This is a genomic window from Nonomuraea sp. SBT364, assembly GCF_001083785.1.
GTDB lineage: Bacteria > Actinomycetota > Actinomycetes > Streptosporangiales > Streptosporangiaceae > Nonomuraea.
The window spans coordinates 1-26,222 of sequence record NZ_LAVL01000067.1; the positions used below are offsets into that span (position 1 = coordinate 1).

Consider the following 26,222-nt stretch of genomic DNA (forward strand, 5'->3'; position numbering starts at 1 on the left):
GTTCGGGCGCGACGCCCGCGGCGGGTGACGGCCCGCCAGGCCGCGAAGCAGGCGACGGCGGCGGCGGTGGCCGGCAGGGCTGCGGTCGCGCCGGTCAGCGCCTCGGCCGGGACGCTCCGGCCCGCGTCGGCGAACAGTTGCGGCACCGTACCGCCGAGCAGCACGAGCACCGCCCAGCCGGCCGCCACCGCCAGCCGGCTGAGCGCGCGCCCGGGAGCGGGCGGCGGCGCGGCGTACAGCTCGCTCTCCCGGCGGCGGACGGCGCGCGCCCGCGCGCCCCAGACGGCCTGGGTGAGGGCCAGCGCGGGCAGCGCCGCGAGGAGGACGGCCAGCGCGAGCACGGCCAGCGGCAGCGTGTCCTGCCCGGCCGGAGCCCGCTCGGCGACCAGCTGAACGGCGCAGAGCAGCGCGATCGACGAGGTCAGCGCGATACGGGCGGCCCGCCCGGCGGCCCGCGCCCGCCGGCGCAGCGCGGCCACCGAGGACGCGCCGGGAGGGGACGCGATCTTGGTCGAAAGCATGGATGTCATGATGCGGGACAACGGTGTGTGACGTCCCGGATTCGCCGAGTTCGCATGGAGCCCTAGGTCTACCGGTGATCATTTTATGACGCGGCCGATTTCTCAGTATGCTGCCCGATCTGATCATCTTGTGAGGGGCGCAGCGTGGACATCGCGGACTCGCGGGCCGGGCGGCTCACCCCGGCGGGCTGGGTGGGCGTCGTCCTGACCGTGGTGCTGGTGGCGGCCACCCTGGGGGCCTACGGCTACTACCGCAGCATCTACGGCGGCCTCAAGCAGGATGACCTGACGGGCAAGCTCGGGACGGACCGCCCCAGGGAGACCGGCGCGCTCAACGTGCTGCTCATCGGGTCCGACTCGCGCGACGGCGACAACAAGAAGTACGGCGCGTTGTCGCAGGGCAAGGGCGAGCGCACCGACACGATCATGCTGCTGCACATCTCGCCCGACCGGGACAAGGCCACCATGATCAGCTTCCCGCGCGACTCGATGGTCATGATGCCCCAGTGCGAGCTGCGTAACGGCGGCGTCAGGCCCGCCGGGATCGGCCAGATCAACTCCGCGTTCAACGACGGCGGCGTCGCCTGCACGATCAGGACGCTCGAAGCGCTCACCGACATCCACATCAACCACTTCGTGAAGGTCGACTTCACCGGCTTCAAGGGCATCATCGACGCGATCGACGGCATCGAGATCTGCCTGCCCAAGGCGGTCAACGACCCGCAGGCCAAGTTCGTGCTCGGCCCCGGCAAGCACGTCGTGAAGGGCGAGCAGGCGCTCGGTTACGTGCGCACCCGCTACGCGCTCGGCGACGGCAGCGACCTGAGCCGCATCCAGCGCCAGCAGGTGTTCCTCACCAAGGTGATGCAGAAGGTCACCGACGGCGGACTGCTCACCGACCCGATCGCGCTCGACGCCTTCCTGCGCGCCGCCATCGCCGCCGTGACCGTGGACAGCGAGCTCACGATCAACCGCGCGCTGGAGATCGCCAACAGCGTCAGCGGCCTGAGCGCCAAGGAGCTCAAGGGCATCACGGTGCCCACCGAGCCGTACCCGGCCGACACCAACCGGGTCCAGTTCAGCGAGCCGGCGGCGTCTGACTTCTTCAAGCGGGTCCGCGAGGACGTCGAGGTGACGGCCACCAAGGGCCCGACCGCCTCCAGCGCGCCGAAGGTGAAGAACGAGCAGGTGCGCGTCCAGGTGCTCAACGCCACCGGCGAGCCGGGCAAGGCCGGCGAGGTGGCCGCGGAGCTGGCCGCGCAGGGCTTCGCCGTGACCCACGTCGGCAACGCCGCCCAGGCGGCCACCACCTCGATCCGCTACGCCAAGAAGGACACCGTCCAGGGGCCCGCGTACGGCGAGGCGGTCGCCGCCCGGCTGTCGAAGGACAAGCGCACCCCGGAGGCGGGCAAGGTCAAGCCGCTGTCCATCGAGCCGTACAAGCCCGCCGCCTCCCCGCCGCCGGCCGCCGGTCCGTCCGTCCAGCTCGTCATCGGCGCCGACTGGCCCGGCGTGCGGGTGGTGTCGGCGATCCCCGACTCGCTCAAGGACAAGGTCGTCGACACCAGCACCAACCCGTGCCTCTAGTCAGGCGGTGACGCCGGCGTCCACCGCGATCGCCGCCCCCGTGATCGCCCGGCCGCCCTCGCCCGCCAGGTGCGAGACGGTCGCGGCGATGTCCTCCGGGTCGCAGTAGCGGCCCAGGGCCGTGTAGGAGCGCTCGCCGTCCGCGTCCGGGCCGTCGGCCGGGTTCATCTCCGTGTCGGTGGAGCCCGGGTGCACGAGGTTGGCGGTGATGCCGCGCGGGCCGAGGTCGCGGGCCAGACCTCTGGTCAGCCCGGCCAGCGCCGACTTGCTCATCGCGTAGAGGGTCCAGCCCGGGTACGGGACCCGCTCGGCCAGGCTGCTGCCGATCGTGACGATCCTGCCGCCCTCGGGCAGATGCCGCGCCGCCGCCTGTGCCAGCACGAACGCCGCCCGCGCGTGCACGGCCAGCGTGCGGTCCACCTCGTCGAGCGTCACCTCCTCCAGCGGCCCGTACGGCGCGATGCCGGCGTTGCTGACCACCACGTCCAGCCTGCCGAAGGCGGCGACGGTGTCCTCGACGGCGGCCACCAGGTCCTCGGCCCGCGCGGCCTCGGCCCGCAGGCTCAGGCCGCGCCGCCCGGCGGCCTCCACGTCCTTGACCACCCGCGCCGCCCTGTCGGCGGCCGACGCGTACGTGATCGCCACGTCGAGCCCGTCGGCGGCCAGCCTGCGGGCGATCGCCGCGCCGATGCCCCTGCTGCCACCGGTCACCAAGGCGACTCTCATCGCTGCCTCCTGCATCAAACGGAATTGATTCCGCTTCTACGGTAAGCGGAACACATTCCGGAACGCAAGTGCGCGACCGGCGGCGGGTTCGGGGGAGGATGGGGGCGTGAGACGTGACGCGGCCCGCAACCGGGAGAGGATCCTCGACGCGGCGGCCGCCATCGTGGCCGCCGAAGGGGTGGGCGGGCTGTCGATGGCCGAGGTCGCCGCGACGGCCGGGGTCGGCGTCGGGACCCTCTACCGGCGTTTCGGCGACCGGTCCGGGCTCGCCTACGCGCTCATCGACGAGCGTGAGCGGGAGTTCCAGGCGGCCTTCCTGGACGGGCCGCCGCCGCTCGGGCCGGGCGCGGAGCCCCGGGAGCGGGTCCGCGCCTTTCTCGGCGCGCTCGCCGACCGGACGGTGGCGCAGCTCGACCTGCTGGTGATGGCCGAGACCGCGGGCCCGTACGCGCGGTTCGGCGGCGCGTACGAGGCATACCGCGGGCACCTGGCCATGCTGCTCGGTCAGGTCCGTCCCGAGGGCGACGCGTCCTGTCTCGCCGACGCGCTGCTGGCGCCGCTCGCCGCGCCGCTGCTCGCCCGCCAGGTGCGCGACCAGGGGGTGCCGGTCGGGCGGGTCAAGGCCGCCCTCGACGCGCTCGTCGCCGGCCTCTGAACGGTCCGCCGCCGGTCGGTGGTGGTGCTGGAGTGACGAAAGTTACGGAGCGTAGTTTTAGCGAAACAGGTGAAATTTCCGGACAAGTTGGGGTTGATTCTGTTAAGAAAGGTCGCGGTCCGTATTCGTACTAGAGAGGTACAGCGTGGCGCGCGACGAGAACGACAAGTCCTACGAGGACGGGCAGGGGCGAGCGTTAAACCCCGAGCTGACCGGCGACGTGCTGTCCCCGCGCTGGAGCACCGACGACACCGACGAGCAGCCGGCCATCCAGGTCTCGGGCAACGAGACGTACGTCCTGCCGGCCGAGGGCGCGTCCGAGCCCGCCGGCGGCGACGTGCCGGCCGCCTCCCCGTACGTGGGCGACGCCTTCAGCGACCCGTCCTACACCGCCGACGCGGGCGATGCCCTGTACACGGGCGACGCCGCCAGCGGCCCCCAGTACACCGGGGACGCCCTCAGCGACCCCCGCTATGCCGGTGACGAGGACAGCGGCCCCCACCAGGTGGACCGGGACGGCGACGAGCCGCCGTACCTGCCGCTCGACCAGAGCTACGGGGAGGAGCCCGAGGAGCCCAGGCGTGGCTTCCTCGGCTCGGGCTGGACCGACACCTCCGGCGACGAGCACGCGGGCGGCGATCGGGAGGTACGCCGCCGCACACGCGTCCTGCTGATGGCGGCGGCCGCCGTGGTGCTGGTCGGCGCGGCCGCCGGCTGGATGCTCACCGGCACGTCCTCCGACGACCCGTGCGCGGGCGGTAAGTGCGCCAGCGTCGGCAACCTGAGCTCGCCCACCGTCCCCCAGGACGCGGTTTCGGACGTCCCGATCGACGAAGCCACCGATACGGCCCCGCCGGAGCCCACCGTCTCCGCGACCGTAACCCCGTCCCAGCAGCCGACGCAGTCCCGGGTCCGCCCCACCCGCTCCCCGGTGATGGACGAGCCCGAGACGACCCGTACGGTCCGCCCGTCCGCCAGGCCCACCACGCGCGCCACCCAGCCGCAGGTGAAGCAGATGAACGAGACGGGCGAGGACGACCCGGAGTCCCGGCCGGAGGAGCAGGAGGAGAAGCCGAAGCCGACCAAGGCGCCGACCCCGGCCGAGCAGAAGACCACCCAGCCGGCCCAGCCCACCGAGCAGCCGAAGCCGCAGCCGTCGGAGAGCAAGAAGGGCCTGCTGGACATCCTGTTCCCCTGGGCCTGACGGGACCGGCCCCCGGTGGCGGGCGTGCTGTCATCCGGGGGTGAGGCGTGCGAGGATGCGGATCCAGGTGCCGGTCTGGCACACTGGAAATCGCTTTCCCAGGAGGTCTCGTGGTCACGCTGGAGGACGTCGCCAAGCAGGCGGGCGTCTCGCTCGCGACCGCCTCGCGGGTGCTCAACGGCAGCACCCGCCAGGTGGGCGCGACGCTGCGGGCGCGTGTCGAGCGTGCCGCCGACGAGCTCGGCTACCGCGCCAACATCGCCGCCCAGACGCTGGCCCGCGGCGCCGGCAACGTGATCGGCATCGTCGTCCACGACCTCACCGACCCCTACTTCGCCGCCCTCGCCGACGGCGCCATGCGGACCGCCGCCGGCGAGGGGCTGCTCGTCATGGTCGGCACCACCCACCGCGACCCCGAGCAGGAGATCGCCTACGTCGCCACCCTGCGGGCCCAGCGCGTGCGGGCGGTGCTCCTGGCCGGGTCCCGGCTCGCCGACGAGCGGGTGACGGCCCGGCTGGCCGCCGAACTGGCCGCCTACCAGGCCGGCGGCGGCAGGGTGGCCTGCGTCGGCCAGGACCTCCTCGGCGTCGACACGGTCGCCCCCGCCAACCACGACGGCGCCGCCGCCCTGGCCCGCTCCCTGGCGGAGCTCGGCCACACCCGCTTCGCCGTCCTCGCCGGGCCGCCGCACCTGATGACGGCCGCCGACCGCTGCGCCGGCTTCGTCTCGGCCGTCCGCGACCTCGGCCTGCCCGCCCCCCACGTGATCAACGGGCCCTTCGACCGCGACGGCGGCTACTCCGCCGCCGGTGAGACGGGCGACGCGACGTGCGTCTTCGCCGTCAACGACGTGATGGCCGTGGGAGCCCTCGCCGCCTACCGCGAGCGCGGCGTCCGCGTCCCGGACGACGTGTCGGTGGCGGGGTTCGACGACATCGTCACGCTGCGTGACCAGGTTCCGTCCCTGACCACCGTACGGCTGCCGCTGAAGGACATGGGGGCCCGCGCCCTCGAACTGGCGCTGCGGGCGGCCGACACCCGCGTCGTCGAGCACGTGGCCGGCGAGGTGGTCCTCCGCGAAAGCGTCAGAGCCCTCCGCTGACCAGGGCCAGGTACGGGCGTCCGGCCGGTGGGGTCGTGAGGAAGTGAGGAGATGGTCATGAGGTTGTCGGTCAGCACGCTGGGGATGCCGGGCGCCGGGCTCGGGGAGGCGATCGAGGTCGCGACGCGCTTCGGGTGCGCCGGGGTGGAGCTGCGGCTGCATCCGGACACCGGGGTGCACGCCGGGCTGCGGCCGCAGGAGCGGCGGGAGGTCAGGCGGCGGGTCGGGGGCGCCGGGCTGGAGATCTCGGCGCTGGCCGGTTATGTCGGGATCTGCCAGCCGGGGGAGGACGAGCCGGTCGTGCGGGCGCTGCGGGCGGATCTGGAACTGGCCGCCGAGCTGGGCGCCGGTGGGGTCCGGGTGTTCCCGAGGGGTGACGACCCGGCGGTCGGGGCGCGGCGGCTGCGGCAGGTGGCCGGTGAGGCGGCGGCGCTCGGGCTGAAGGTGCTGGTGGAGACGCACGACCAGCTGGCCACCGGGGCTGCCGTGGCGCGGCTGCTGAAGGAGGCGGGGGTCTCGCAGGCGGTGGCGCTGTGGGATCTGCTGCATCCGTGGCGCAACGGGGAGGCTCCGGCGGACACGCTGGCGGCGCTCGCGCCGTACCTGGACTATGTGCAGGTCAAGGACGCCGTATCGGCCACCGACACGACACCGGTGGCGATGGGCGAGGGGAGTGTGCCGCTGGAGGAGGCGGGGGAGCTGCTGCGCGGGCACGGCTATCGCGGCTGGGTGTCGCTGGAGTGGGAGCGCACCTGGTATCCGCAGGTGGCGCCGGTGGAGGAGATCCTGCCGGGGGCCGCCGCGTGGGTGCGGCGTTTCGGCGCTTAGATGGGGGGATGTCCGAGCTGAGAACCAAGGTGCTGGTCGTCGGGATGGACGGCCTGCGCTTCGACCGCGTCCTCGCCCTGCGGCCCCCCGTGTTGACCTCGCTGATGACGTCGGGAACGTACGGGACGAGCAGGCTTCCGTACGGTGAGCGGGCGGCGCCCCGCACCGGATCGCCCGGGGAGGTCGTCCCGGAGCCGCACGCGACGGCGCCGGGGGCGATCAGGGCGCGCACCGACTCCGGGCCCGGGTGGTCGTCGATCGCCAGTGGCGTGTGGCCCGACAAGCACGGCGTCGTGGACAACGGGTTCAGCGGCCAGCAGTTCGTGAAATATCCGGACTTTTTGACTCGGGCGCTCGAAGCCCGGCCCGACCTCGACACGGCCGCGCTGTTCTCCTGGGCGGCGCTGGACGAGCACGGGGCGTTCGGGCGCGCCATCGGGACCCGGGTGGTGCTCGACGGGTTCGCGCTGACCTTCGCCTCGGCCGACCGGGAGATCGCCGCCAGGGCCGAGCGCCACCTGGCGGACGCCGGCCCCGACCTCACCTTCGTCTACCTGGGCGACACGGACGAGGTCGCGCACGACCTGGGCCCGCACGCCCCCGAGTACACCGCCGCGCTCCTCCTCCAGGACGGCTTCCTGGGCCGGTTCCTCGACGCGATCCGCGCCCGGCCGGGGTTCGCCGGTGAGCGCTGGACCGTGATCGTCACCACCGACCACGGCCACGTCGACGAGGGCGGCCACGGCGGGACCACGGACGAGGAGCGCACGGTCTTCGTCATCGCCGCCCGGCTGGGCGAGGACCTCGGCGGCGTGGAGCTGCCCGAGGCCAGGCTGGTGGACGTGGCCCCGACGGCGCTGGCCGAACTGGGCATCGAGCCGGACCCCGCCTGGGACCTCGACGGGCGATCGATTTTCATCACCTGTTGAATTTCTGCCGCGAACGGGTAACACTCGTCATGACGGCCCGGTGGACGGCAGGAGAACGACCGATGACGACGGCACTGGACTTTTCCCGCATCGACGGCGGCATGCTGGACGAGGTGGGCGGCAAGGCGGCCAACCTGGGCGAGCTCACCCGCGCCGGGCTGCCCGTCCCGCCCGGCTGGGTGCTGACCACCCGGGCCTACCGGCAGGCGGCCGCCGCCGCGGGCCTGGACGGGATCATCGCCGCGGGCGGCGACGGGCTGGCGGAGAAGGCCAGGTCACGGCTGCTGGAGACGCCGGTGCCGCCGGACGTCGCCAAGGCCGTGCTGGAGGCGTACACCCCGGGCGAGCCCGTCGCGGTGCGCTCCTCGGCCACCGCCGAGGACCTGCCGTTCGCCAGCTTCGCCGGTCAGCAGGACACCTACCTCAACGTGGTCGGCGAGCAGGCCCTGCTCGACGCGGTGCGCCGCTGCTGGGCGTCGCTGTGGACCGACCGCGCCGTCGCCTACCGCGAGTCCAACGGCATCGACCACGCCTCGGTGACGCTGGCCGTCGTGGTGCAGACCATGGTGGACGCGCGGGTGGCCGGGGTGATGTTCACCGCGAACCCGGTGACGGGGCGGCGGCGCGAGACGGTCATCGACGCCGGCCCGGGGCTCGGCGAGGCCGTGGTGTCCGGCGCGGTCAACCCGGACCGGTTCGTCGTCCACGGCGAGTCCGTCGAGCGGCACGCCGGGGACAAGCGGGTGGCGATCCGCCCGCTGCCCGGCGGCGGCACCGAGCGGGTGGAGACCGGGCACGAGGGCCTGTGCCTGACCGACGCCGAGGTGCGCGAGCTGGCCGCGCTCGGCGCGCGCGTCGAGGAGCACTACGGCGCACCGCAGGACACCGAGTGGGCCATCGACGCAGGCGGCCGGATCTGGCTCACCCAGGCCAGGCCGATCACCACCCTCTACCCGCTGCCGGAGCGGCGCGCCGACGGCCTGCGGGCGTACTTCTCCTTCAACGTGGCCCAGGGCGTGATGGGGCCGATCACCCCGATGGGGATCGCGGTGTTCAGGCTGGTCGGCTCCGGGGCCGCCGGCCTGTTCGGGTTCGCGCCGGCCGACCCGCACGACGGGCCGCGCGCCATGACGGAGTCCGGGCAGCGGCTCTGGCTCGACCTCACCACCCCGCTGCGCAGCCGCGTGGGGCGCGTCATCCTGCCGAAGCTGCTGCGGGTCGGCGAGGCCCGCACGGCCGTGCTCGTGGACGACCTGACGCGCGACCCGAGGCTCTCGGTGATCCACACCAGCCGCCGCCCGTTCGCCCGCGCCGCATTCCGCTTCGCCCGGCGCGTGCGGGTCCCGGGGCGGGTGTTCCAGGCCCTGACCCGGCCAGAGCGGGCGCTGGCCCGCACCAGGCGCCTGGGGGAGGAGCTGGACCGGCGGCCCGCCGCCGCCGCCACCGCCACGCCGGCCGACCGGCTGGCCCACGCCGAGCGGATGCTGACGGCCACCTTCCCGGCGATCATCTCGATCATGCCGTTCGCGCTCACCGGCTACGGCCTGTTCGCGCTGTCGTCCAGGCTCTCCGGCGTGCCCATCGGGGACATGCAGGACGTGCTGCGCAGCGTCCCGAACAATCCGACCACCGAGATGGACCTGGAGCTGTGGGCGCTGGCCACCCGCGTCGAGCCGGAGCCCTTCCGCACGCTGCCGGTGCCCGAGCTGGTCCGTCTCTACCGCGCCGGCGAGCTCCCGCCGCGCGGCCAGCGGGGCGTCGAGGTCTTCCTGGACGCCTACGGGCACCGCGGCGTCGCCGAGATCGACGTCGGCGTCCCGCGCTGGTCCGACGACCCGTCCCACCTGCTCGGCGTGCTGGCCAACTACCTGCGCGCGGGCGGCGACGGCCCCACGCCGGACGAGCTGTTCGCCAAGGGCGCCGCCGAGGCGGAGGCGGCGATGGCCCGCATCGTGGCCGCCGCCCGTCGCAGGGGCCGGGCGCGTGCCGCCGCCGTCCGCTTCGGGCTGCGCCGCACCCGGCAGCTCGCCGGGCTGCGCGAGCTGCCCAAGTTCTACCTCGTCAAGGTCATCGCGGCGGTACGGCACAGCATGCTGGCCGTCGGCGAGCACCTGGTCGCCGCCGGAGTGCTGGACTCGGCCGCCGACGTGTACTTCCTGACCCTGAAGGAGGCCAGGTCCGCGCCGGCCGGAGGCGACCTGCGCGACCTGGTGGCCGGGCGGCGGGCGGCGCACGAGCGGGAGTCGCGCCGCAGGCACGTGCCCAGGATGCTGCTGTCCGACGGCACCGAGCCGGAGGCGCTGGCCACCGCCACCGTGACCTCGGCCATGGCCGCCGCCGACGGCGCGCTGACCGGCACGGCAGCCTCGGCGGGCACGGTGACCGGCACCGCCCGGGTGGTGCTCGACCCGGTCGGCGCGCACCTGGAGCCGGGCGAGATCCTCGTCTGCCCGTCCACCGACCCGGGCTGGACCCCGCTCTTCCTCACCGCGGGCGGCCTGGTGATGGAGATGGGCGGCGCGATGTCGCACGGCGCGGTGGTGGCCCGCGAGTACGGCATCCCGGCCGTCGTCGGCGTGGCCGGCGCCACCCACCGCATCACCACCGGCGAGACCGTCACGGTCGACGGCGCCGCCGGGACCGTCACTACGCCATGACCGTCACTACGCCATGACCACGCTGTCGTAGCGGGCCTTCATCGTGGCCACCACCTCGTCGGGGTCGGCGGCCCACAGGTCGGCGTTGAAGATCTCCACCTCGACGTCGCCGGTGTAGCCGGCCGCGGCCACGGCCCGGGTGATCGGCGGGAAGCCGATCACCCCGTCGCCCATCATCCCCCTGCCGAGCAGCACGTCGGCAGGCAGCGGATGCAGGTAGTCGCACACCTGGTAGGACGCGATCCGGCTGCCCGCCCGGGCGATCTGGTCGTACAGCGCCGGGTCCCACCACACGTGGAAGGTGTCGACCACGACGCCGACCTGCTCCTCGGGGTGGGCCAGGGCGAGGTCGAGCGCCTGCCCGAGCGTCGACAGCACCGCCCGGTCCGGGCAGTAGATCGGGTGCAGCGGCTCCAGCGCCAGCCGCACCCCCCGCTCCCCGGCGTAGGGCGCGAGCACGCCCAGCGCCTCGGCCACCCGCTCCCTGGCCCCGGCCACGTCCCGCGAGAAGGCGTCCGGCAGCGGCTCGCCCGGCTTCACCCCGGGCAGCCCGCCCACCACCATGACCAGACAGGCGGCGCCCAGCTCGGCGGCCTCGTCCACGGCCCGGCGGTTGTCGTCGAGCGCGGCCCGGCCCTCCCCGGCGGACAGCGCGCCGGCCGTCAGGAAGCCGCCCCGGCACAGCGACGACACCCGCAGCCCGGCCTCACGCACCAGCTTGGCGCCGGCCGCGAGCCCGTGCTCGGCCACCTTCTCCCGCCACAGGCCGATCGCCTCCAGCCCGTGCCGGGCGCACCCGTCGACGGCCTCGGCCAGCGTCCAGCGCCGGGTCGTCCACTGGTTCAGCGACAGGCTCACAGCCCGTTCACCTCCAGGAGCGCCTTCATCCGATGCACGGCCAGCTCCCGGTCCGCCAGCAGGCCCGCCTGGTCGGCCAGCCTGAACACCTCCGCCAGGTGCGTGATCGAACGCGCCGACTGCGCGCCGTTCACCATCGCGAACGCGTCCTGGTGGCCGTTCAGCCAGGCCAGGAAGACGATCCCGGTCTTGTAGTGGTAGGTCGGCGTCTCGAAGATCTTGCGTGACAGCGGCACCGTCGGCGCCAGGATCTCGTCGTACTGGGCCAGCAGCCGCTCCCGGCCCGCCTCGTCGCAGGCGGCCCCGGCGGCGTCGAGCACCCGCAGCGCCATCGCGGCCGCGGGCGCGATCGCGTCGAAGATGCCGAGCAGCGCGTGCGAGCCGGACCGGATCAGCGACGGGTAGTTGAAGTCGTCGCCGGTGTAGAGCTTGACCCCCTCGGGCAGCGCGGCCCGCAGCCGCACCTCGTGCTCCTCGTCCAGCAGCGACACCTTCACCCCGTCGACCATGGGCGCGTGCGCGTGCACCAGCTCCAGGAACGACTCCGTGGCCGCCGCCACGTCCCGCGAGCCCCAGTAGCCGGCCAGCTGCGGGTCGAACATCTCGCCCAGCCAGTGCAGGATCACCGGCCGCTGTGCCAGCCCGAACAGCTTGCCGTAGACCCGGTGGTAGTCCCGTGGCCCGGCGGCCACCCGGGCCAGCTGCCGCGACGCCATGATGATCACGCCGGCGCCGGCCGCCTGCACGGTCTCCACCTGCTCGGCGTAGGCCGAGGTGATGGCGTCCAGGTCACCGGCGTCCGGTGCGTGGTCGGTACCCGCGCCGCAGGCCACCAGCGCCGCCGGGTCGCCGAACGCGCGCGCCTCGGCGGCGCTGCGCCGGATCAGCTCCCGCGTCGCCGCCCAGTCCAGGCCCATGTTGCGCTGCGCGGTGTCCATCGCGTCGGCCACCCGCAGCCCGTACGACCACAGATGGCGGCGGAAGCGCAGCGTCGCGTCCCAGTCGACGGCGGCCGGGGCGCCCGGCGTGTTGTCGCCGAGCGGGTCGGCCACCACGTGCGCGGCCGCGTACACCACCCGGCTGGTCGCGGGTGAGTCCACGACCGGCCACGTCACGGGCTCCCGCAGCGTGTAGGCGCCGCCCGGCAGGTCGATCCTCACAGCTGCGGCACCTCGATCCTGCGGCCCTCGGCGGACGAGCGCAGCCCCAGCTCCGCGAGCTGCACGCCGCGCGCGCCCGCCGCGAAGTCGTACGGGAACGGCGCGTCCTCCAGCACGTGCCGGATGAACAGCTCCCACTGGATCTTGAAGCCGTTGTCGAACTCCCCGTTGTCCGGCACCTCCTGCCAGCCCTCACGGAAGCGGGCGGTGGCGGGCAGATCGGGGTTCCAGACCGGCTTGGGCGTCGCGGCGCGGTGCTGCACCCGGCAGTCGCGCAGTCCCGCGACGGCGCTGCCGTGCGTGCCGTCCACCTGGAACTCCACCAGCTCGTCCCGGTTCACCCGGACCGTCCAGGAGGAGTTGATCTGCGCCACGATCCCGCCGGCCAGGCCGAACACGCCGTACGCGGCGTCGTCGGCCGTCGCCTGGTAGGTCTCGCCGCGCTCGTCCACCCGCTCGGGGATGTGCGTGGTCGCCTGGGCGTAGACGGACTCGACCCGGCCGAACAGGTTCTCCAGCACGTAGTGCCAGTGCGGGAACATGTCGAGCACGATGCCGCCGCCGTCCTCGGCCCGGTAGTTCCACGAGGGCCGCTGGGCCTCCTGCCAGTCGCCCTCGAACACCCAGTAGCCGAACTCGCCGCGCACCGACAGGATCCGCCCGAAGAAGCCGCCGTCGATCAGCCGCTTGAGCTTGAGCAGACCAGGCAGGAACAGCTTGTCCTGCACGACCCCGTTCTTGATCCCGCGCGCCGCGGCGGCCTCGGCCAGCGCGACCGCCTCCTGCACCGACTCGGCGGTGGGCTTCTCGGCATAGACGTGCTTGCCCGCCTCGATGGCCTTCAGCACGGCCTTGACGCGGGCGGAGGTGACCTGGGCGTCGAAGTAGATGAGGTTGTCCTCGTCGGCGAGCGCCGAGTCCAGGTCGGTGGTGTGGTCGGGGATGCCGTGCAGCGCCGACAACCTGGCCAGCTTGTCGGCGCTGCGGCCGACCAGGACGGGCTTCAGCTCGACCCGGCTGCCGTCGGAGAGTGTCACACCGCCCTGCTCGTTGATCGCCAGAACGGAACGGACCAGGTGCTGGCGGTAGCCCATCCGTCCGGTGACGCCGTTCATCACGACGCCGATGGTGCGCACGCTCATGGGGGTCCTTTCGAAGGAAAGCGCTTTCCCGAACGGTACGGCGGAGCCGCCGGGGGCGTCAAGTGCCTAGTCCCGGGACTCCAGCCTGGCCAGCGCCACGGCCAGGGGGCGAGCGGCCAGCCCGAGCTGCCATTCGCGGACGCCGAGCCCGCGCAGCCTGGCCGTCACGCTCTCCTCGGTGATCTCCTCCGGCGGCTCCCAGGTGAGCCTGCGCACCGCGTCGGGCTGCAACAGGTTCTCCGTGGGCATGTGGTGCTCGTCGGCCAGCGCCGACACCACCGCGCGGGCCGCGGCCAGCCGCTTGGCGGCGGCCGGGTCGCGATCCGGCCACCGGTTGACCGGCGGCGGCCCGTCGCCGGGCGTGCTCGGCTGCGGAAGCTGCCCGTCGGGCAGGGCGCGCGCCCTGGTCACGGCGGCGAGCCAGTCGTTCATGTAGCGGCGCGCGCTGCGCCCGGTGAACGCCGAGATCTCGGTGAGCGCCTTCTTCGTGCGCGGCCCCTCCAGGGCGGCGCTGACGATCGCGGCGTCGGGCAGCACCCGGCCGGGGGCCAGGTCGTTCTCGCGGGCGATCCGGTCGCGCATCGTCCACAACTCGCGCACGATCGCCAGCGCCCGCACGCTGCGCACCTTGTGGATGCCGGAGGTGCGCCGCCACGGGTCGGAACGCGGCGCGGGCGGCGGCGTACCGAGCACGGCGGCGAACTCCTCGCGCGCCCACCCCAGCTTGCCGCTCCCGGCCAGCTCCTCGTGCAGCGCGTCACGCAGCTCGACCAGCACCTCCACGTCGAGCGCGGCGTAACGCAGCCAGTCTTCCGGCAGCGGCCTGGTCGACCAGTCGGCGGCCGAATGGCCCTTCTCCAGGCGCAGGCCGAGCACCGTCTCCACCATCGTGCCGAGCCCGACCCGCTCGTAGCCGAGCAGCCGGCCCGCCAGCTCGGTGTCGAACATCCGGCGCGGCCTGAACCCGATCTCCATCAGGCACGGCAGGTCCTGGGAGGCGGCGTGCAGCACGACCTCCGCGCCGGCCAGCGCGGTGTCGAGCTCCGACAGGTCGGGACAGGCCACCGGGTCGATCAGCGCGGTGCCCGCGCCGGCCCGGCGCAACTGCACCAGATAGGCGCGGTTGCCGTAGCGGTAGCCCGAGGCGCGCTCGGCGTCGACGGCCACGGGGCCGGAGCCCGCGCCGAACGCGGCGACGGCACGGGCCAGCGACGCGGCGTCGGCGACGACCGGCGGGATGCCCTCGCGCGGTTCGAGCAGCGGGACCACGGTTCGTTCTTCTGTCATGAGCGCACCGCCCTCACGACCACGCTGCTGTGTTGACTTGTGCCCTCACTTCGTTCGGTCACTCTCCGGATCATCGCGTCGGCGGGGCATGGCGGCCACGTCGGGCGGAAGCGGCGGGATCCCGGCCGCCACGCACATGAGATCGCACCAGGCGGCGACATGGCCGGACAGGTCCTCCTCGGCGGGGGACCAGGACGCCCGCAGCTCGAGCTCGGTGGTGACCGGGTCTTCGGCCTTGTTGCCGAACCCCTCGGACACCGCTCTGGTCACGGTACCGCCAGCGGCGGAGTAGTCGGCGTGATGGGCGTCGAGCGCCTCGGTCAGCCAGCTCCACGCGACGGGGCCGAGCAGCGGGTCGGAGGTGATCTCCGGCTCCATGTCCGCCCGCACGTAGGCGACCAGCCGGAACGGGCCGTCCCAGCCGCGCTGGCCGTCGGGGTCGTAGAGCAGGATCAGCCGCCCGACCGCGAGCTCGTCGTCGTCACGGTAGACGGACGCGCCGATGGCGGCCGAGTGCGGGGCGAGCCGCTGCGGAGCGGGCAGGTCCTCGAGCTCGATCTCCGGCCTGACCTCGGCCGGCCGCAGGCTCTCGACAGCGCGCCTGAAGGCAGCGGGCGCCGGTGGGCGGTCACCGAGGGTCATAGTCGAAGAGTAGGTGGAAGCGGGGCGGAAGGGGACCACGGGGGTGCTCATCGGTGGCGATCAAACCGCGGCCGTCACCAGCGGCCGGGCGCATTCGGCCAGGCCGAGCCAGATCGCGTGCCCGCACTCGGCGCACGCCCACTCGGGGCATTCGCCGGGCTCGTGCCCGTCGAGGCAGACCGGCCGCTCGAACAGCCGCTCGCCGGCGCACGTCACGCAGTGTCCATAGCGGTGTCCATAACGGTGCTCCCCTTGAAGCACGGCCAGGCGCTCCGGGGAACTCCACAACGCGGTCATCGCACCAGTCATCGAACCGGGGCCTTTCTTCGGGACGTGGCTTCGACGTTGGCACGAGCCGCCGACATTTCCCCGCAACGCGCTCGGCGTGTCCCGAAAGTGGTCGCTGAATCGATGCCGCGCGGTGCGTTTGCGAAGTTTTGGCCCAGCCGAGACCGCCTCTCTGGTCGCCCATGGGGTGTGCGCGACCCGGGTGGGACGCCGACGCCGGGCCGGCCGGTAAACATGCATTCCGCTATCTGATCATGAATTGGGGCGCGCCAGGCATACTTTTCCGACACCGCCTTCCGGTGGCGGGGGCGAGGCCGCCGCATGGCACCCTTGAGGGGTGAATCTCGCCGACTCAGCGTTCCTGCGTGCCTGCCGCCGTCAGCCCGTCCCGCACACCCCCGTCTGGTACATGCGGCAGGCCGGGCGTTCGCTGCCCGAATACCTGAAGGTCCGCGAGGGCGTGCCGATGCTGACCGCCTGCGCCACGCCCGACCTGATCGTGGAGATCACCATGCAGCCGGTCCGCCGCTACGGCGTCGACGCGGCCATCTTCTTCAGCGACATCGTCGTGCCGCTCAAGGCCATCGGCGTCGACCTCGACATCAAGCCGGGCGTCGGCCCCGTCGTGGCCGACCCGATCCGCGACGCCCGCGGCCTGGAGGCGCTGCGCCCCCTGGAGCCCGGCGACGTCCCGTACGTGACCGAGGCCATCCGGGCGCTGACCGGCGAGCTCGGCGGCACCCCGCTGATCGGCTTCGCCGGCGCGCCCTTCACGCTCGGCTCCTACCTCATCGAGGGCGGCCCGTCGAAGAACCACGACCGCACCAAGGCCATGATGTACGGCGAGCCGCGGCTGTGGCACGCTTTCATGGCGCGGCTGACGGACATCGTGCTGGAGCACCTGCGCATCCAGGTGGCCGCGGGCGCCTCGGCGATCCAGCTGTTCGACTCGTGGGTGGGCGCGGTGGCGCCGGCCGACTACCGCGAGTTCATCCTGCCGCACACCCGCCGCATCTTCGAGGGCCTGCCCGACGTGCCGCGCATCCACTTCGGCGTCGGCACCGGCGAGCTGCTCGGCGTGCTCGGCGAGGCGGGCGCCGACGTGGTGGGCGTCGACTGGCGGGTGCCGCTCGGCGAGGCGGCCCGCAGGGTCGGGCCCGGCAAGGCTCTGCAGGGCAACCTCGACCCGGCGATCCTGCTGGCCCCCTGGGAGGTCGTCGAGCGCAAGGCGCGCGAGGTCCTGCGCGAGGGCGCGGCCGCCGAGGGCCACGTGTTCAACCTGGGCCACGGCGTGCTCCCCAACACCGACCCCGACCAGCTCAAGCGCCTGACCGACCTGGTTCACGAGAGCAGCTAGACCGGGCGGGCGCAGCGGCACCACCGCCGGCGGGATCATGCCGGCGGTCGCCGCCCCCGCTGCGCCTGGGCGACCGCCGGCACCCGTCCCCGCCCCCGCCGGGATGACCGCCTGCGTCGCGGTGAGCTCCGCCCGCGGCCGATCCGCCGAACGCTGTGCCCATGCTTCGACGTACTGAGTATTGTAGGGCCCCCGCCGAGGGCGGCTCACGAGCGTGCGCCGACGAGGAGCGACGGTCACGCGGGCGCGGCGTCCTTCACCGGCTGGACGGGCGTGGGTTCCGGGCCGCCGGGGCCGCCCGCGCCGCCGGAGCCGCCGCCCCCGGAGCGACGCCGCCGCCGCAGCAGGATGATCGCCAGCACGAGCGGCGGCACCACCACGACCAGCCACGGCAGCACCGTGCCCAGCGCGGTGAGCAGCACCTTCACGAAGGACACCAGCCCCTTCCAGCCGTTCTTCAGCCCGCCCAGGAAACCGGCGGGCTCGTCCGACGGCTCCTCGACCACCGCGACCGGGCCGACCAGCCGCAGCGACAGCGAGGCCATGCCGACCTGGGCGGCCAGCTCCTTCTGCTGGGCCTGCAGCGACTCCAGGTCCGCCTCGCGGCCGGCGATCTCCCGCTCCACCTGCAGCACCTGGCCGATCGTGTCGGCCCGCTTCAGCAGCGCGCGCAGCGAGTCGAGGGCCTGCCCGGCCGACTTCAGCCGGCTCTCCACGTCGGCGACCTTCAGCGTGACGTCCTCGGTGCCCTGCTCCAGCCTGAGCTGCTTGCCCAGGTCCTTGCCCAGCGTGGCCAGCACATCGGCGTAGCGGGCGGGCGGGATCTTGAAGTCCAGGAGCGCCGACGCCCTGGCGTCGTCGGCCGACCTGCTCTCCTCCTTGGCCAGGTAGCCGCCCGCCGTGGTGACGGTCTGCTTGGCCTGCTGGGCGGCGACGGTGACGTTCTCGGCCCGCACCGTCATGCTGGCCGTGTAGATCACCTGGCGGTCCTGCTGGGTGACCTCGACGCCCGAGGCCAGGTTCGCGGGACGCTTGGCGGCCTGCGTGGCCCGCGCCGAGGTGGGGGCCTCCTCGGCCGCGATCTCCCGCGGCTGCGCCTCGACGGAGTCGGTCTGCGCCATCGGGGCGGAGGCCCCGTTCATCTCCGCAGCCCCGCCGCACCCGGACAGGAACAGCGCCGCGCAGGCGGCCGTGAGCACGATCTGCGATCTCCTCATGCCCCTAAGACGGGTCCCTCCGCGCGCCGGTTTGAACCATCGCGTCACGGTACGGTCACACGCCCCGGAAGGCGGGCCACGCGGGGGAGACGGTAGCGTCTGGAACGTGGCAGGCAAACAGGCACACGTGGTCGTCATCGGTGGCGGGATCTCCGGGCTGGCCGCCGCCTGGCACCTCAGGCAGGGCGCGGGCGAGCGCGTCAAGGTGACGGTCCTCGACGGCGCGTCCCGGATCGGCGGCAAGCTGTACGCGTCCGAGGTCGCCGGCGTCAGCGTCGACGCGGGCGCCGAGTCCATGCTGGCCAGGCGGCCCGAGGGCAAGGAGCTCGCCAGGGCCGTCGGCCTCGGCGACGACCTGGTCACCCCCGGCTCCGCCGGGTCGGCCGTCTACACCAGGGGCACGCTGCGGCGGCTGCCCAAGGGCCAGTTCATGGGCGTGCCCGGCGACCTGACCGAGCTGGCCAGATCCGGCATCGTCTCGCCCGCCGGACTGCTGCGGGTGCCGCTCGACCAGATCCTGCCCGCCACCCTCGTGCGCACCGACGTGTCCGTCGCCGCCTACATCCGCGCCAGGATGGGCGCCGAGATCGTCGAACGGCTGGTGGAGCCGCTGCTCGGCGGCGTCTACGCGGGCCGCGCCGACATGCTGTCGCTGGAGGCCACGATGCCGAGGGTGGCCGCCGCCGCCCGGTCCGAGCGCTCCCTGCTCGCCGCCGCCCGGCAGATCACCCAGGAGGCGCCCAAGGGCGCCGGCCCGGTCTTCACCTCGCTCAGGAACGGCGTCGGCAGCCTGCCCGAGGCCGTGGCCAAGGCGTCGGGGGCCGACATCAGGACCGGCGTCACCGTACGCGAGCTGACCCGCACCGAGCAGGGCTGGCGGCTCGTCACCGGGCCGGTGCCCAGGCCCGAGGTGATCGAGGCCGACGCGGTCGTCGTCGCCGTGCCGGGGCCGGCCGCGAGCCGGCTGCTCAGGGCCGAGGTGCCCAAGGCGGCGAGCGAGCTGGCCAGGATCGAGTACGCCAGCATGGCCGTCGTCACCCTCGCCTACACGACCGCCGCGTTCCCCGAGCCGCCGTCCACCAGCGGCTACCTCGTCCCGCCGGTCGAGGGGCGGGCCGTCAAGGCCGTCACGTTCAGCTCCGTCAAGTGGCCGCACCTGGCGCGCGACCTGGTGATCCTGCGCTGCTCCATCGGCCGCGTCGGCGAGGAGCACCTGCTCCAGCGTGACGACGCCGACCTGGTGGCGCTCGCCCAGGCCGAGATGGCCGAGGTCATGGGCGTCCGCGAGCTGCCCGTCGACACCCGCGTCACCCGCTGGGGCGGCGGCCTGCCGCAGTACAACGTGGGCCATCTCGACCGGGTCGCCCGCGTGCACGCGGCGGTGGCCGGGCAGCCCGCACTCGCCGTGTGCGGCGCCGCCTACGACGGGCTCGGCATCCCGGCCTGCGTCGCCACCGCCCGCACGGCCGCCTCCCGGATTCTCGACCATCTGGCCAGGGGAGGAGAATGACAGGCATGACAGAGGGCACGACGCGGCCGAAGGCCCGCGATCTCAACCAGGTGATCCGTTACACGATGTGGTCGGTGTTCAAGGCGGCCGACCCGGTCCCCGGCAGCCGGGAGAACATCGCCGACGAGGTCGAGGAGCTCCTGGAGCAGGCGGCCGGCAAGGACGTGGTGACCCGGGGGCTCTACGACGTCGCCGGGTTCCGGGCCGACGCCGACTACATGTTCTGGTGGCACGCCTCCTCGGCCGAGGACCTGCAGGACGTCTACTCCCGCTTCCGCCGCACCGGCCTGGGCCGCCACAGCACGCCCGTCTGGTCGGCGATGGCGCTGCACCGGCCCGCCGAGTTCAACAAGTCGCACATCCCGGCGTTCCTCGCCGAGGAGGAGCCGAGGGCGTTCGTCAGCGTCTACCCGTTCGTGCGCTCCCTGGAGTGGTATCTGCTGGACGACGCCGAGCGCCGCGCCATGCTCGCCGAGCACGGGCGGATGGCGCGCGGCTACCCCGACGTGCGGGCCAACACGGTGGCGTGCTTCGCGCTCAACGACTACGAGTGGATGCTCGCCTTCGAGGCCGACGAGCTGCACCGCATCGTCGACCTGATGCGCGAGCTGCGCGCCGCCCAGGCCCGCCGCCACACCCGGCTGGAGATCCCCTTCTACACCGGCGTCCGCAAGCCCGTCCAGGAGCTCGTCAACGCCCTGCCCTGAGCGGCGCGCGTACGGCCGCGTGCCGGGCGGACCGGATGGGGGCCCGTCCCGGAGCCGCCTCGGTGGCGGGACCGGGGGCTCGACGGGACGGGCTTCACGAGACCGCTCGCGAGCCGTTCCGGGCGCTGGCGCGCCACCCGGCCGGCCGGGTGATCGCCGGCGGCGCCAGCACGGGCGTGGGCTGTGCCGCTCGGGCGATCCTGCGAGTGATCTCACCCCATGGAGGAGGCGATGACACCCCCTTGTCGACAAAGACGCAAGTTCGCCCCAGATTGGATGCTTCCCCCTGTGGAGATCTCCTTTTGCCGTATCTCGTACCCTGGTCGTATGGACAAGGTGGTCAAGAGCGAGGCCGAGTGGCGGGTCCAGCTCTCTCCTGAGGAGTTCCGCGTGCTCAGGCAGGCCGGCACCGAGCCGGCCTTCACCGGCGAGTACGTCGACACGAAGGCCGAGGGCGTCTACGCGTGCCGCGCGTGCGGGGCCGAGCTGTTCACCTCCGGCACGAAGTTCGAGTCGCACTGCGGCTGGCCCAGCTTCTACGAGCCGTCGGGGAACGACGCGGTCACGCTGATCGAGGACCGCAGCCACGGCATGGTGCGCACCGAGGTGCGCTGCGCCCGCTGCGACTCCCACCTGGGGCACGTGTTCCGCGGCGAGGGCTATCCGACGCCGACCGACGAGCGCTACTGCATCAACTCGGTGTCGCTCCGGCTCGACCCCTCGCAGTGATCGTCCGGCGACACCGCGTATCGATCGCCAGGCCAGGGTAAAAATTGCCCGTGCGCCCTGTCCACCTTCGTCACCGCTGGGTGACGATCGAGACGATCGGCCGCGTTGTCACCCAGCGTTGCGACGTCTGTGCCAAGACCCGCGTACGGGTGCGGTGAGGCGGCGTTCTGTCGGAGCCGCCGGGTAGGTTGTGACGCATGGCATCGCCGTACATCGAGCTTGAGGTGGGGGAGCGGACCGTCAAGGTCACCAACCCCGACAAGGTCTACTTCCCGGAGATCGGCGCCACCAAGCGTGAGCTGGTCGAATACTACGTGAGCGTGGGCGGCGGCGTGCTGCGCGCGCTCAAGGACCGGCCGACCAACCTCAAGCGGCACCCCGACGGGGTGCAGAGCGAGGCCATCTACCAGAAGCGGATGCCGGCCAAGCATCCCGACTGGCTCCGCACGGTCACCGTCACCTTCCCCAGCGGGCGCACGGCCGACTCGCTGCGGGTGACGGAGGTGGCCGCGGTCGCCTACTGCGCCAACCTCGGCACCATCGACTTCCACCCGTGGCAGGTGCGCGCGGCCGACGTCGAGCACCCCGACGAGCTGCGCGTCGATCTCGACCCGCAGCCGGGGCTGGAGTTCGACGCGGTGCGCCGGGCCGCCGGGCTGACCCGCGAGGTGCTCGACGAGCTCGGCATGACCGGCTTCGTCAAGACGTCCGGCAACCGGGGCGCGCACATCGCGGTCCGCATCGAGCCGCGCTGGGACTTCGTCCAGGTGCGCCACGCCGGCATCGCGCTGGCCAGGGCCGTCGAGGCGCGTGACCCCGGCCTGGTGACCACCGCCTGGTGGAAGGAGGAGCGGGGCGAGCGCGTCTTCATCGACTTCAACCAGAACGCCCGCGACCGCACCGTCGTCAGCGCCTACTCGGTGCGCGCCCAGCCGCACGCCCCCGTCTCCACGCCGCTCACCTGGGACGAGCTGGCCGACGCCGACCCGCGCGACTTCGACATCCGCACCGTCCCGGCCCGCTTCGCGGAGCTCGGCGACGTGCACGCCGCGATCGACGACCGGGTCCACTCCATCGAGCCGCTGCTGGAGCTGTACGAGAAGGACGGGCGGGGCGACATGCCCTATCCGCCCAACTATCCGAAGATGCCCGGCGAGCCCAAGCGCGTCCAGCCCAGCAAGGCCCGCGACTGACGTCACGGGCCGCGGCCCGCCATCCGGTCGGCGGGCACCACCCGGGGCGTCACCGATAATTCGCTGGCGATCCCCGGCGCCCCGGCGTTACGCTCGCCGCTGTCGTCGAACTTCGGGCTTCGCCGCCCTGGGGAAGGTAAGGGGTTTATGTTCCGGCCCGCGCCATGCGCGCCTCGTCACACCGTCATCCGCATCTGCCCCTGACCTGGGGCGAGGCCCGCACGGCGCTTCCTTGCTGCTCTTTCTTCACCATTCCGGCAAGGAGAACCCAGGGTGTCCAACAACAAGATCCGTACCGTCACCGACACGTTCGCGTGCGTCCGCTGTGGGCTGACCGTGACCGCCGCGGGGCCCGACGGGGCCCGGCGCAACCACTGTCCGAGCTGCCTGCACTCGCTGCACGTCCTCGACCGTGCCGAAGGCGGGCCGTCCGGGTGCCGGGCGCGCATGACCCCGATCTCGATCGCGGTGCTGCGCAGCGGCGACTGGATGGTCATCCATCGCTGCACCCGGTGCGGTGAGCTGACGTCCAACCCGATCTCCGGCGACGACAACCAGCTCATCCTCATGCGCATGGCCGTACGCCCGCTCGCTCAGCCGCCGTTTCCGCTGGAAACGTTCGGCGACCTGTGACGGGAGCGGACATGCCTCGCAGGAAACCGGACCCGCGCAGGCCGCAGCGGCGCAAGGACGTCAGGCACGGCGAGCCGGGCGACGCGTTCAGATGCGTCGGCTGCCGGCTCGACGTGCCCGTGCTCGCGCCGGGCACCGCGCATCGCAACCACTGCCCGCACTGCCTGACGAGCCTGCACGTCGACCACCGGATCCCCGGTGACCGGCGGGCGGGCTGCCGGGGTCGCATGGCGGCGCTGAGCGTCTCCGTGCGGCAGGACGGCGAGTGGCTGATCATCCACCACTGCCAGTCCTGCGGCGGGCTCAGCGCCAACCGCATCGCGGGCGACGACAACGCGCTCGCCCTGCTCCGCATCGCGATGCGGCCGCTGTCCGACCGGCGCCTGCCGGTCAGGGCGCTGCTCACGCTCTGAGTACGGGACCCCTTCCCGCGGGGTCCCGTACGCGTGCATTTCGGGAACGCCTTCCCGGGGGAGGGACGTGACATGGGAGAACAGGAGCCGGCCCGGGGCGGGATCCGGGCCAGGATGCGCCCGCGGGCGGTCGACGAGCCGCACCGCGCGTCGAGCGAGCTGGAGCTGCTGTTCGACCTCACGTTCGTGGTGGCGATCGCGGCCGCCACCGCCGAGTTCGCGCACCACGTCGCCGACGGTCACGGCCTGGCCGGGCTCGTCCCGTTCCTCCAGGTGTTCTTCGCCATCTGGTGGGCGTGGATGAACTTCACCTGGTTCGCCTCGGCCTACGACACCGACGACGTGGCCTACCGGCTGCTGACGATGGTGCAGATGGGCGGCGTGCTGGTGCTCGCGGCCGGGGTGCCGGCCGCGGCGGACCACGCCGACTTCGGCGCCGTCACGCTCGGCTACTTCATCATGCGCATCGCGCTGGTCGCGCAGTGGGTGCGCGCCGGTGCCGAGGACCCGGCCGGACGCCGCACCGCGCTGCGCTACGCCGCCGGCATCACCGTCGTGCAGGCGGGCTGGGTGCTGCGTCTCGCCCTCACCGAGACGGGCGCCGTGCCGCCGGAGGCGCGGCTGCCGCTCTTCGCCGCGCTGGCCGTCGCCGAGCTCGCGGTGCCGATCTGGGCGGAACGGGCCGGCGGCACCACCTGGCATCCGCACCACATCGCCGAACGCTACGGGCTGTTCACCATCATCCTGCTGGGCGAGAGCGTCCTCGCCGCGACCAGGGGTGTCGCGGGCGCGCTCGAAGCGGCCGAGACGAGCGGCCGCCTGGTGGTCATGGCCGTCTCGGGGCTCGTCCTGCTGTTCGCGCTGTGGTGGATCTACTTCCTGCGGCCCGCCGGTGAAGGGCTAGCCGCACGCCGTCACCTGTCCTACCTGTGGGGATACGGGCATTACGGCCTCTTCGCGGCCCTGGCGGCGCTCGGCGCCGGGCTGGAGGTGGCCGCCGAGCAGACCGGGCACGACGTCGCGGCGTCGCCGGCGTCCATCGGTTACGCGGTCGCGATCCCGGCCGCGGTGTTCCTCGTCCTGCTCCGGGTGATCCACGGGCCCGTCGTGCGCGAGCGTGTCGCCCATCCGGCCGCCGTGCCCGCGTGCGCCGCCGCCATCCTGCTCCTGCCGCTCGCGGCACCGGCGGCGGGGGTGTCCGCGGTCGTCGCGGGGATCGCGGCCGTCTGCGTGCTGCTGACCGTCGCCGCCGTCGCCGCAGGGCCCGGGCGGTTCAGTCGCCGAACTCCAGGTGAAGGGCGCGGGTGAAGTCGGCGACCGCCTCCTCGTGCCGGTCGAGGTCCTGAAGGATCTCGCCGCGCACCCGGTAGGCCCAGATGTAGTCCTCGTCGAGCTCGATGGCCCGGTTCAGGTCCTTCAGCGCTGCCTCGTTGTCGCCCAGCTCGCTCAGCACCGCGCCCCGGCTGCCCAGCGCGCGGTCGTGGTCGGGGTCGAGCTCGACGGCCCGGTTGAGGTCGGCCAGCGCCTCCTCGTAGCGGTCGATCATGCGCAGCGCCTCGCCGCGCCTGCTCAGCGCACGGACGTAGCCGGGGTCGACCTCCAGGGCGCGGCCGTAGTCGGCGATGGCCTCGGCGTAGAGGCTCATCCGCTGGTAGAGGTCGCCGCGGGCCAGCCACGAGTAGGCCAGCTCCTCGTTCAGCGCGATGATCTTGGCGTGCTCGTCCAGCGCCTCGTCGAGCCGGTCGAGGTCGGCCAGCGCGTCCGCCTTGGCCTCCAGGATCCACAGCGACTCGGGCGAGAGCGTCAGCGCGTGCTCGAAGTCGGCCATGGCCTCCTCCAGCCGGCCGAGCGAGGCGTACGCCTGGCCGCGTGAGCCCAGCGCGTAGGAGCTGTCCGGCTCCAGCCGCAGCGACTCGTCGAAGTCGGCCACGGCCGCCTCGTAACGCTCGACGATCCGGTGGCTCTCCCCGCGCAGCCGCCATGCCCGCGCGTTGCCGGGCGCCAGCGCGATCGACTCGGTCAGGTCGGCGATCGCGGCGTCGTGGCGCCCCAGCGCGATGTACGACTCGGCGCGGCTGCGCAGCACCGAGGCGCGCGACTGGGCCGCCGCCTCCGACAGTTCGGGCATGATCCCCTCGCTCATGTCCGGAAATCTATCGCGCCGCGTGCCGATGCCGGACGCCTTTTCCCGGCGGATCCGAGCACTCCGGCGGCGCCCGTACCGGCTGTCCGAATCCCCGCTTCCGGGCCCACCTATAAGTTGAAATATCCCGACATAATGGCCAACTGTGCGCATTGACCTCACCTGGCCGGATACCGCCGACGAAGAGCTCCAGTCCGCCGTCCACCGCGTGATGCACGACGTCGCCGGCCACGGCGGCGCCATCGGCTTCGTGGAGCCCCCCGGCCGCGAGCGGACCGACCCCTGGCTGGAGGACCTCCTGAAGGCCGTCAGGGACGGCGACGCCCGCCTAGCCCTGGCCCGGGTGGACGGCACGGTCCAGGCGATGGGCCTGTGGCGGCGCTCCCCGCTCGCGGTGTTCGCCCACTCGGCCGAGCTCGGCAAGATCATGGCCCACCCGTCGGCCCGCGGCCTCGGCCTGGGCAGGCTGGTCGTCTCGGCGCTCACCGCCGGCGCCCGCGCCGCCGGCCTGGAGACGCTCACGCTGAGCGTGCGCGGCAACAACCACGGCGCGATCGAGCTGTACGAGGAGCTCGGCTTCACCGAGTGGGGCCGTCTGCCCAACGTCGTGGAGGTGGGCCGCGAACGCTTCGACGAGGTGCACATGTACCTCGGCCTCGGCCGGGCGCCGGACCTCGTCCTGCACGGTTCGGCCCCGGGCGGCCTGGGCTCGTCGCCGCGCCGCAGGCCCTAG

The 26,222-nt window shown here is 73.2% G+C and carries 25 protein-coding genes and 1 pseudogene; 16 read left to right on the forward strand and 10 right to left on the reverse strand.

Annotated elements, in window-relative coordinates; translation table 11 throughout:
- Positions 1-521 (reverse strand): annotated as a pseudogene (locus ADY59_RS26320) (hypothetical protein); the annotation flags it as partial.
- A gap of 144 nt (positions 522-665) precedes the next feature.
- On the opposite strand from ADY59_RS26320, the gene ADY59_RS26325 reads away from it, so the two are divergent.
- On the forward strand, positions 666-2,108 hold the full coding sequence (locus tag ADY59_RS26325; RefSeq protein WP_231618892.1) for an LCP family protein: 1,443 nt from the start codon (positions 666-668) through the stop codon (positions 2,106-2,108).
- On the opposite strand, the gene ADY59_RS26330 is transcribed toward ADY59_RS26325, so the two are convergent.
- A complete protein-coding gene (locus tag ADY59_RS26330; RefSeq protein ID WP_231618893.1) occupies positions 2,109-2,834 on the reverse strand; it encodes an SDR family NAD(P)-dependent oxidoreductase in 726 nt (241 codons plus the stop codon).
- 106 nt (positions 2,835-2,940) lie between these two features.
- On the opposite strand from ADY59_RS26330, the gene ADY59_RS26335 reads away from it, so the two are divergent.
- From ADY59_RS26335 to ADY59_RS26360, 6 genes are all read left to right on the forward strand, one after another.
- On the forward strand, positions 2,941-3,489 hold the full coding sequence (locus tag ADY59_RS26335) for a TetR/AcrR family transcriptional regulator (RefSeq protein WP_049566994.1): 549 nt from the start codon (positions 2,941-2,943) through the stop codon (positions 3,487-3,489).
- Positions 3,490-3,634: 145 nt separating this feature from the next.
- Entirely contained in the window at positions 3,635-4,693 is a 1,059-nt protein-coding gene (locus ADY59_RS26340; RefSeq protein ID WP_049566996.1) for a hypothetical protein, read from the forward strand.
- A gap of 110 nt (positions 4,694-4,803) precedes the next feature.
- Positions 4,804-5,796 carry a LacI family DNA-binding transcriptional regulator gene (locus ADY59_RS26345; protein WP_053175175.1) on the forward strand — a complete coding sequence of 331 codons (993 nt, stop codon included), beginning with the start codon at positions 4,804-4,806 and terminating at the stop codon, positions 5,794-5,796.
- Positions 5,797-5,853: 57 nt separating this feature from the next.
- A complete protein-coding gene (locus ADY59_RS26350) occupies positions 5,854-6,624 on the forward strand; it encodes a sugar phosphate isomerase/epimerase family protein (RefSeq protein ID WP_063780793.1) in 771 nt (256 codons plus the stop codon).
- An 8-nt stretch (positions 6,625-6,632) separates the two neighbouring features.
- Entirely contained in the window at positions 6,633-7,553 is a 921-nt protein-coding gene (locus ADY59_RS26355) for an alkaline phosphatase family protein (protein WP_049567002.1), read from the forward strand.
- Positions 7,554-7,615: 62 nt separating this feature from the next.
- Entirely contained in the window at positions 7,616-10,210 is a 2,595-nt protein-coding gene (locus ADY59_RS26360; protein WP_049567006.1) for a PEP/pyruvate-binding domain-containing protein, read from the forward strand.
- Between the two features lie 6 nt (positions 10,211-10,216).
- Here the strand turns inward: ADY59_RS26360 and ADY59_RS26365 are convergent, their stop codons facing one another.
- The 6 genes from ADY59_RS26365 to ADY59_RS26390 all read right to left on the reverse strand — a co-directional run bounded on the left by ADY59_RS26365 (position 10,217) and on the right by ADY59_RS26390 (position 15,596).
- Positions 10,217-11,068: a sugar phosphate isomerase/epimerase family protein gene (locus tag ADY59_RS26365; protein ID WP_049567009.1), complete on the reverse strand. Its 852-nt coding sequence runs from the start codon at positions 11,066-11,068 to the stop codon at positions 10,217-10,219.
- On the reverse strand, positions 11,065-12,228 hold the full coding sequence (locus ADY59_RS26370) for a dihydrodipicolinate synthase family protein (protein WP_049567011.1): 1,164 nt from the start codon (positions 12,226-12,228) through the stop codon (positions 11,065-11,067). The genes ADY59_RS26365 and ADY59_RS26370 overlap by 4 nt, the downstream gene beginning before the upstream one ends.
- Positions 12,225-13,370 (reverse strand): Gfo/Idh/MocA family protein, encoded by a 1,146-nt coding sequence (locus ADY59_RS26375; protein WP_049567014.1) that lies wholly within the window; start codon positions 13,368-13,370, stop codon positions 12,225-12,227. The genes ADY59_RS26370 and ADY59_RS26375 overlap by 4 nt, the downstream gene beginning before the upstream one ends.
- Positions 13,371-13,436: 66 nt before the next feature.
- On the reverse strand, positions 13,437-14,657 hold the full coding sequence (locus ADY59_RS26380; RefSeq protein WP_049567017.1) for an HRDC domain-containing protein: 1,221 nt from the start codon (positions 14,655-14,657) through the stop codon (positions 13,437-13,439).
- 45 nt (positions 14,658-14,702) lie between these two features.
- On the reverse strand, positions 14,703-15,299 hold the full coding sequence (locus ADY59_RS26385; RefSeq protein WP_049567020.1) for a DUF3000 domain-containing protein: 597 nt from the start codon (positions 15,297-15,299) through the stop codon (positions 14,703-14,705).
- A gap of 60 nt (positions 15,300-15,359) precedes the next feature.
- Positions 15,360-15,596 carry a hypothetical protein gene (locus ADY59_RS26390; protein WP_231618894.1) on the reverse strand — a complete coding sequence of 79 codons (237 nt, stop codon included), beginning with the start codon at positions 15,594-15,596 and terminating at the stop codon, positions 15,360-15,362.
- 328 nt (positions 15,597-15,924) lie between these two features.
- Here ADY59_RS26390 and hemE point away from each other — a divergent pair, with 328 nt between their 5' ends.
- A complete protein-coding gene (gene hemE, locus ADY59_RS26395; RefSeq protein ID WP_049567022.1) occupies positions 15,925-16,944 on the forward strand; it encodes a uroporphyrinogen decarboxylase in 1,020 nt (339 codons plus the stop codon).
- A gap of 236 nt (positions 16,945-17,180) precedes the next feature.
- Here hemE and ADY59_RS26400 read toward each other — a convergent pair whose 3' ends face one another.
- Positions 17,181-18,161: a DUF4349 domain-containing protein gene (locus tag ADY59_RS26400; protein WP_197093863.1), complete on the reverse strand. Its 981-nt coding sequence runs from the start codon at positions 18,159-18,161 to the stop codon at positions 17,181-17,183.
- Between the two features lie 106 nt (positions 18,162-18,267).
- Here ADY59_RS26400 and hemG point away from each other — a divergent pair, with 106 nt between their 5' ends.
- From hemG to ADY59_RS26435, 7 genes are all read left to right on the forward strand, one after another.
- The gene (gene hemG, locus ADY59_RS26405; protein WP_049567027.1) at positions 18,268-19,671 is read left to right on the forward strand and encodes a protoporphyrinogen oxidase; all 1,404 of its coding nucleotides are present in this window, start codon (positions 18,268-18,270) and stop codon (positions 19,669-19,671) included.
- Positions 19,668-20,378 carry a hydrogen peroxide-dependent heme synthase gene (hemQ, locus tag ADY59_RS26410; protein WP_442937729.1) on the forward strand — a complete coding sequence of 237 codons (711 nt, stop codon included), beginning with the start codon at positions 19,668-19,670 and terminating at the stop codon, positions 20,376-20,378. Before hemG ends, hemQ begins: the two co-directional genes overlap by 4 nt.
- Before the next feature lie 327 nt (positions 20,379-20,705).
- Positions 20,706-21,107, forward strand: a complete 402-nt coding sequence (gene msrB, locus ADY59_RS26415; RefSeq protein ID WP_049567032.1) for a peptide-methionine (R)-S-oxide reductase MsrB — start codon at positions 20,706-20,708, stop codon at positions 21,105-21,107.
- 197 nt (positions 21,108-21,304) lie between these two features.
- Positions 21,305-22,300 (forward strand): non-homologous end-joining DNA ligase, encoded by a 996-nt coding sequence (gene ligD / locus ADY59_RS26420; RefSeq protein ID WP_049567035.1) that lies wholly within the window; start codon positions 21,305-21,307, stop codon positions 22,298-22,300.
- Positions 22,301-22,573: 273 nt separating this feature from the next.
- A complete protein-coding gene (locus ADY59_RS26425) occupies positions 22,574-22,933 on the forward strand; it encodes an RNHCP domain-containing protein (protein ID WP_049567038.1) in 360 nt (119 codons plus the stop codon).
- Positions 22,934-22,944: 11 nt separating this feature from the next.
- Complete coding sequence (locus ADY59_RS26430; RefSeq protein ID WP_049567041.1) at positions 22,945-23,346, forward strand: RNHCP domain-containing protein; 402 nt, start codon at positions 22,945-22,947, stop codon at positions 23,344-23,346.
- 72 nt (positions 23,347-23,418) lie between these two features.
- The gene (locus tag ADY59_RS26435) at positions 23,419-24,654 is read left to right on the forward strand and encodes a low temperature requirement protein A (RefSeq protein ID WP_049567046.1); all 1,236 of its coding nucleotides are present in this window, start codon (positions 23,419-23,421) and stop codon (positions 24,652-24,654) included.
- Here the strand turns inward: ADY59_RS26435 and ADY59_RS26440 are convergent.
- Positions 24,620-25,489, reverse strand: a complete 870-nt coding sequence (locus ADY59_RS26440) for a tetratricopeptide repeat protein (protein WP_197093864.1) — start codon at positions 25,487-25,489, stop codon at positions 24,620-24,622. The genes ADY59_RS26435 and ADY59_RS26440 overlap by 35 nt on opposite strands.
- A 145-nt stretch (positions 25,490-25,634) precedes the next feature.
- Here ADY59_RS26440 and ADY59_RS26445 point away from each other — a divergent pair, with 145 nt between their 5' ends.
- On the forward strand, positions 25,635-26,222 hold the full coding sequence (locus ADY59_RS26445; protein WP_049567050.1) for a GNAT family N-acetyltransferase: 588 nt from the start codon (positions 25,635-25,637) through the stop codon (positions 26,220-26,222).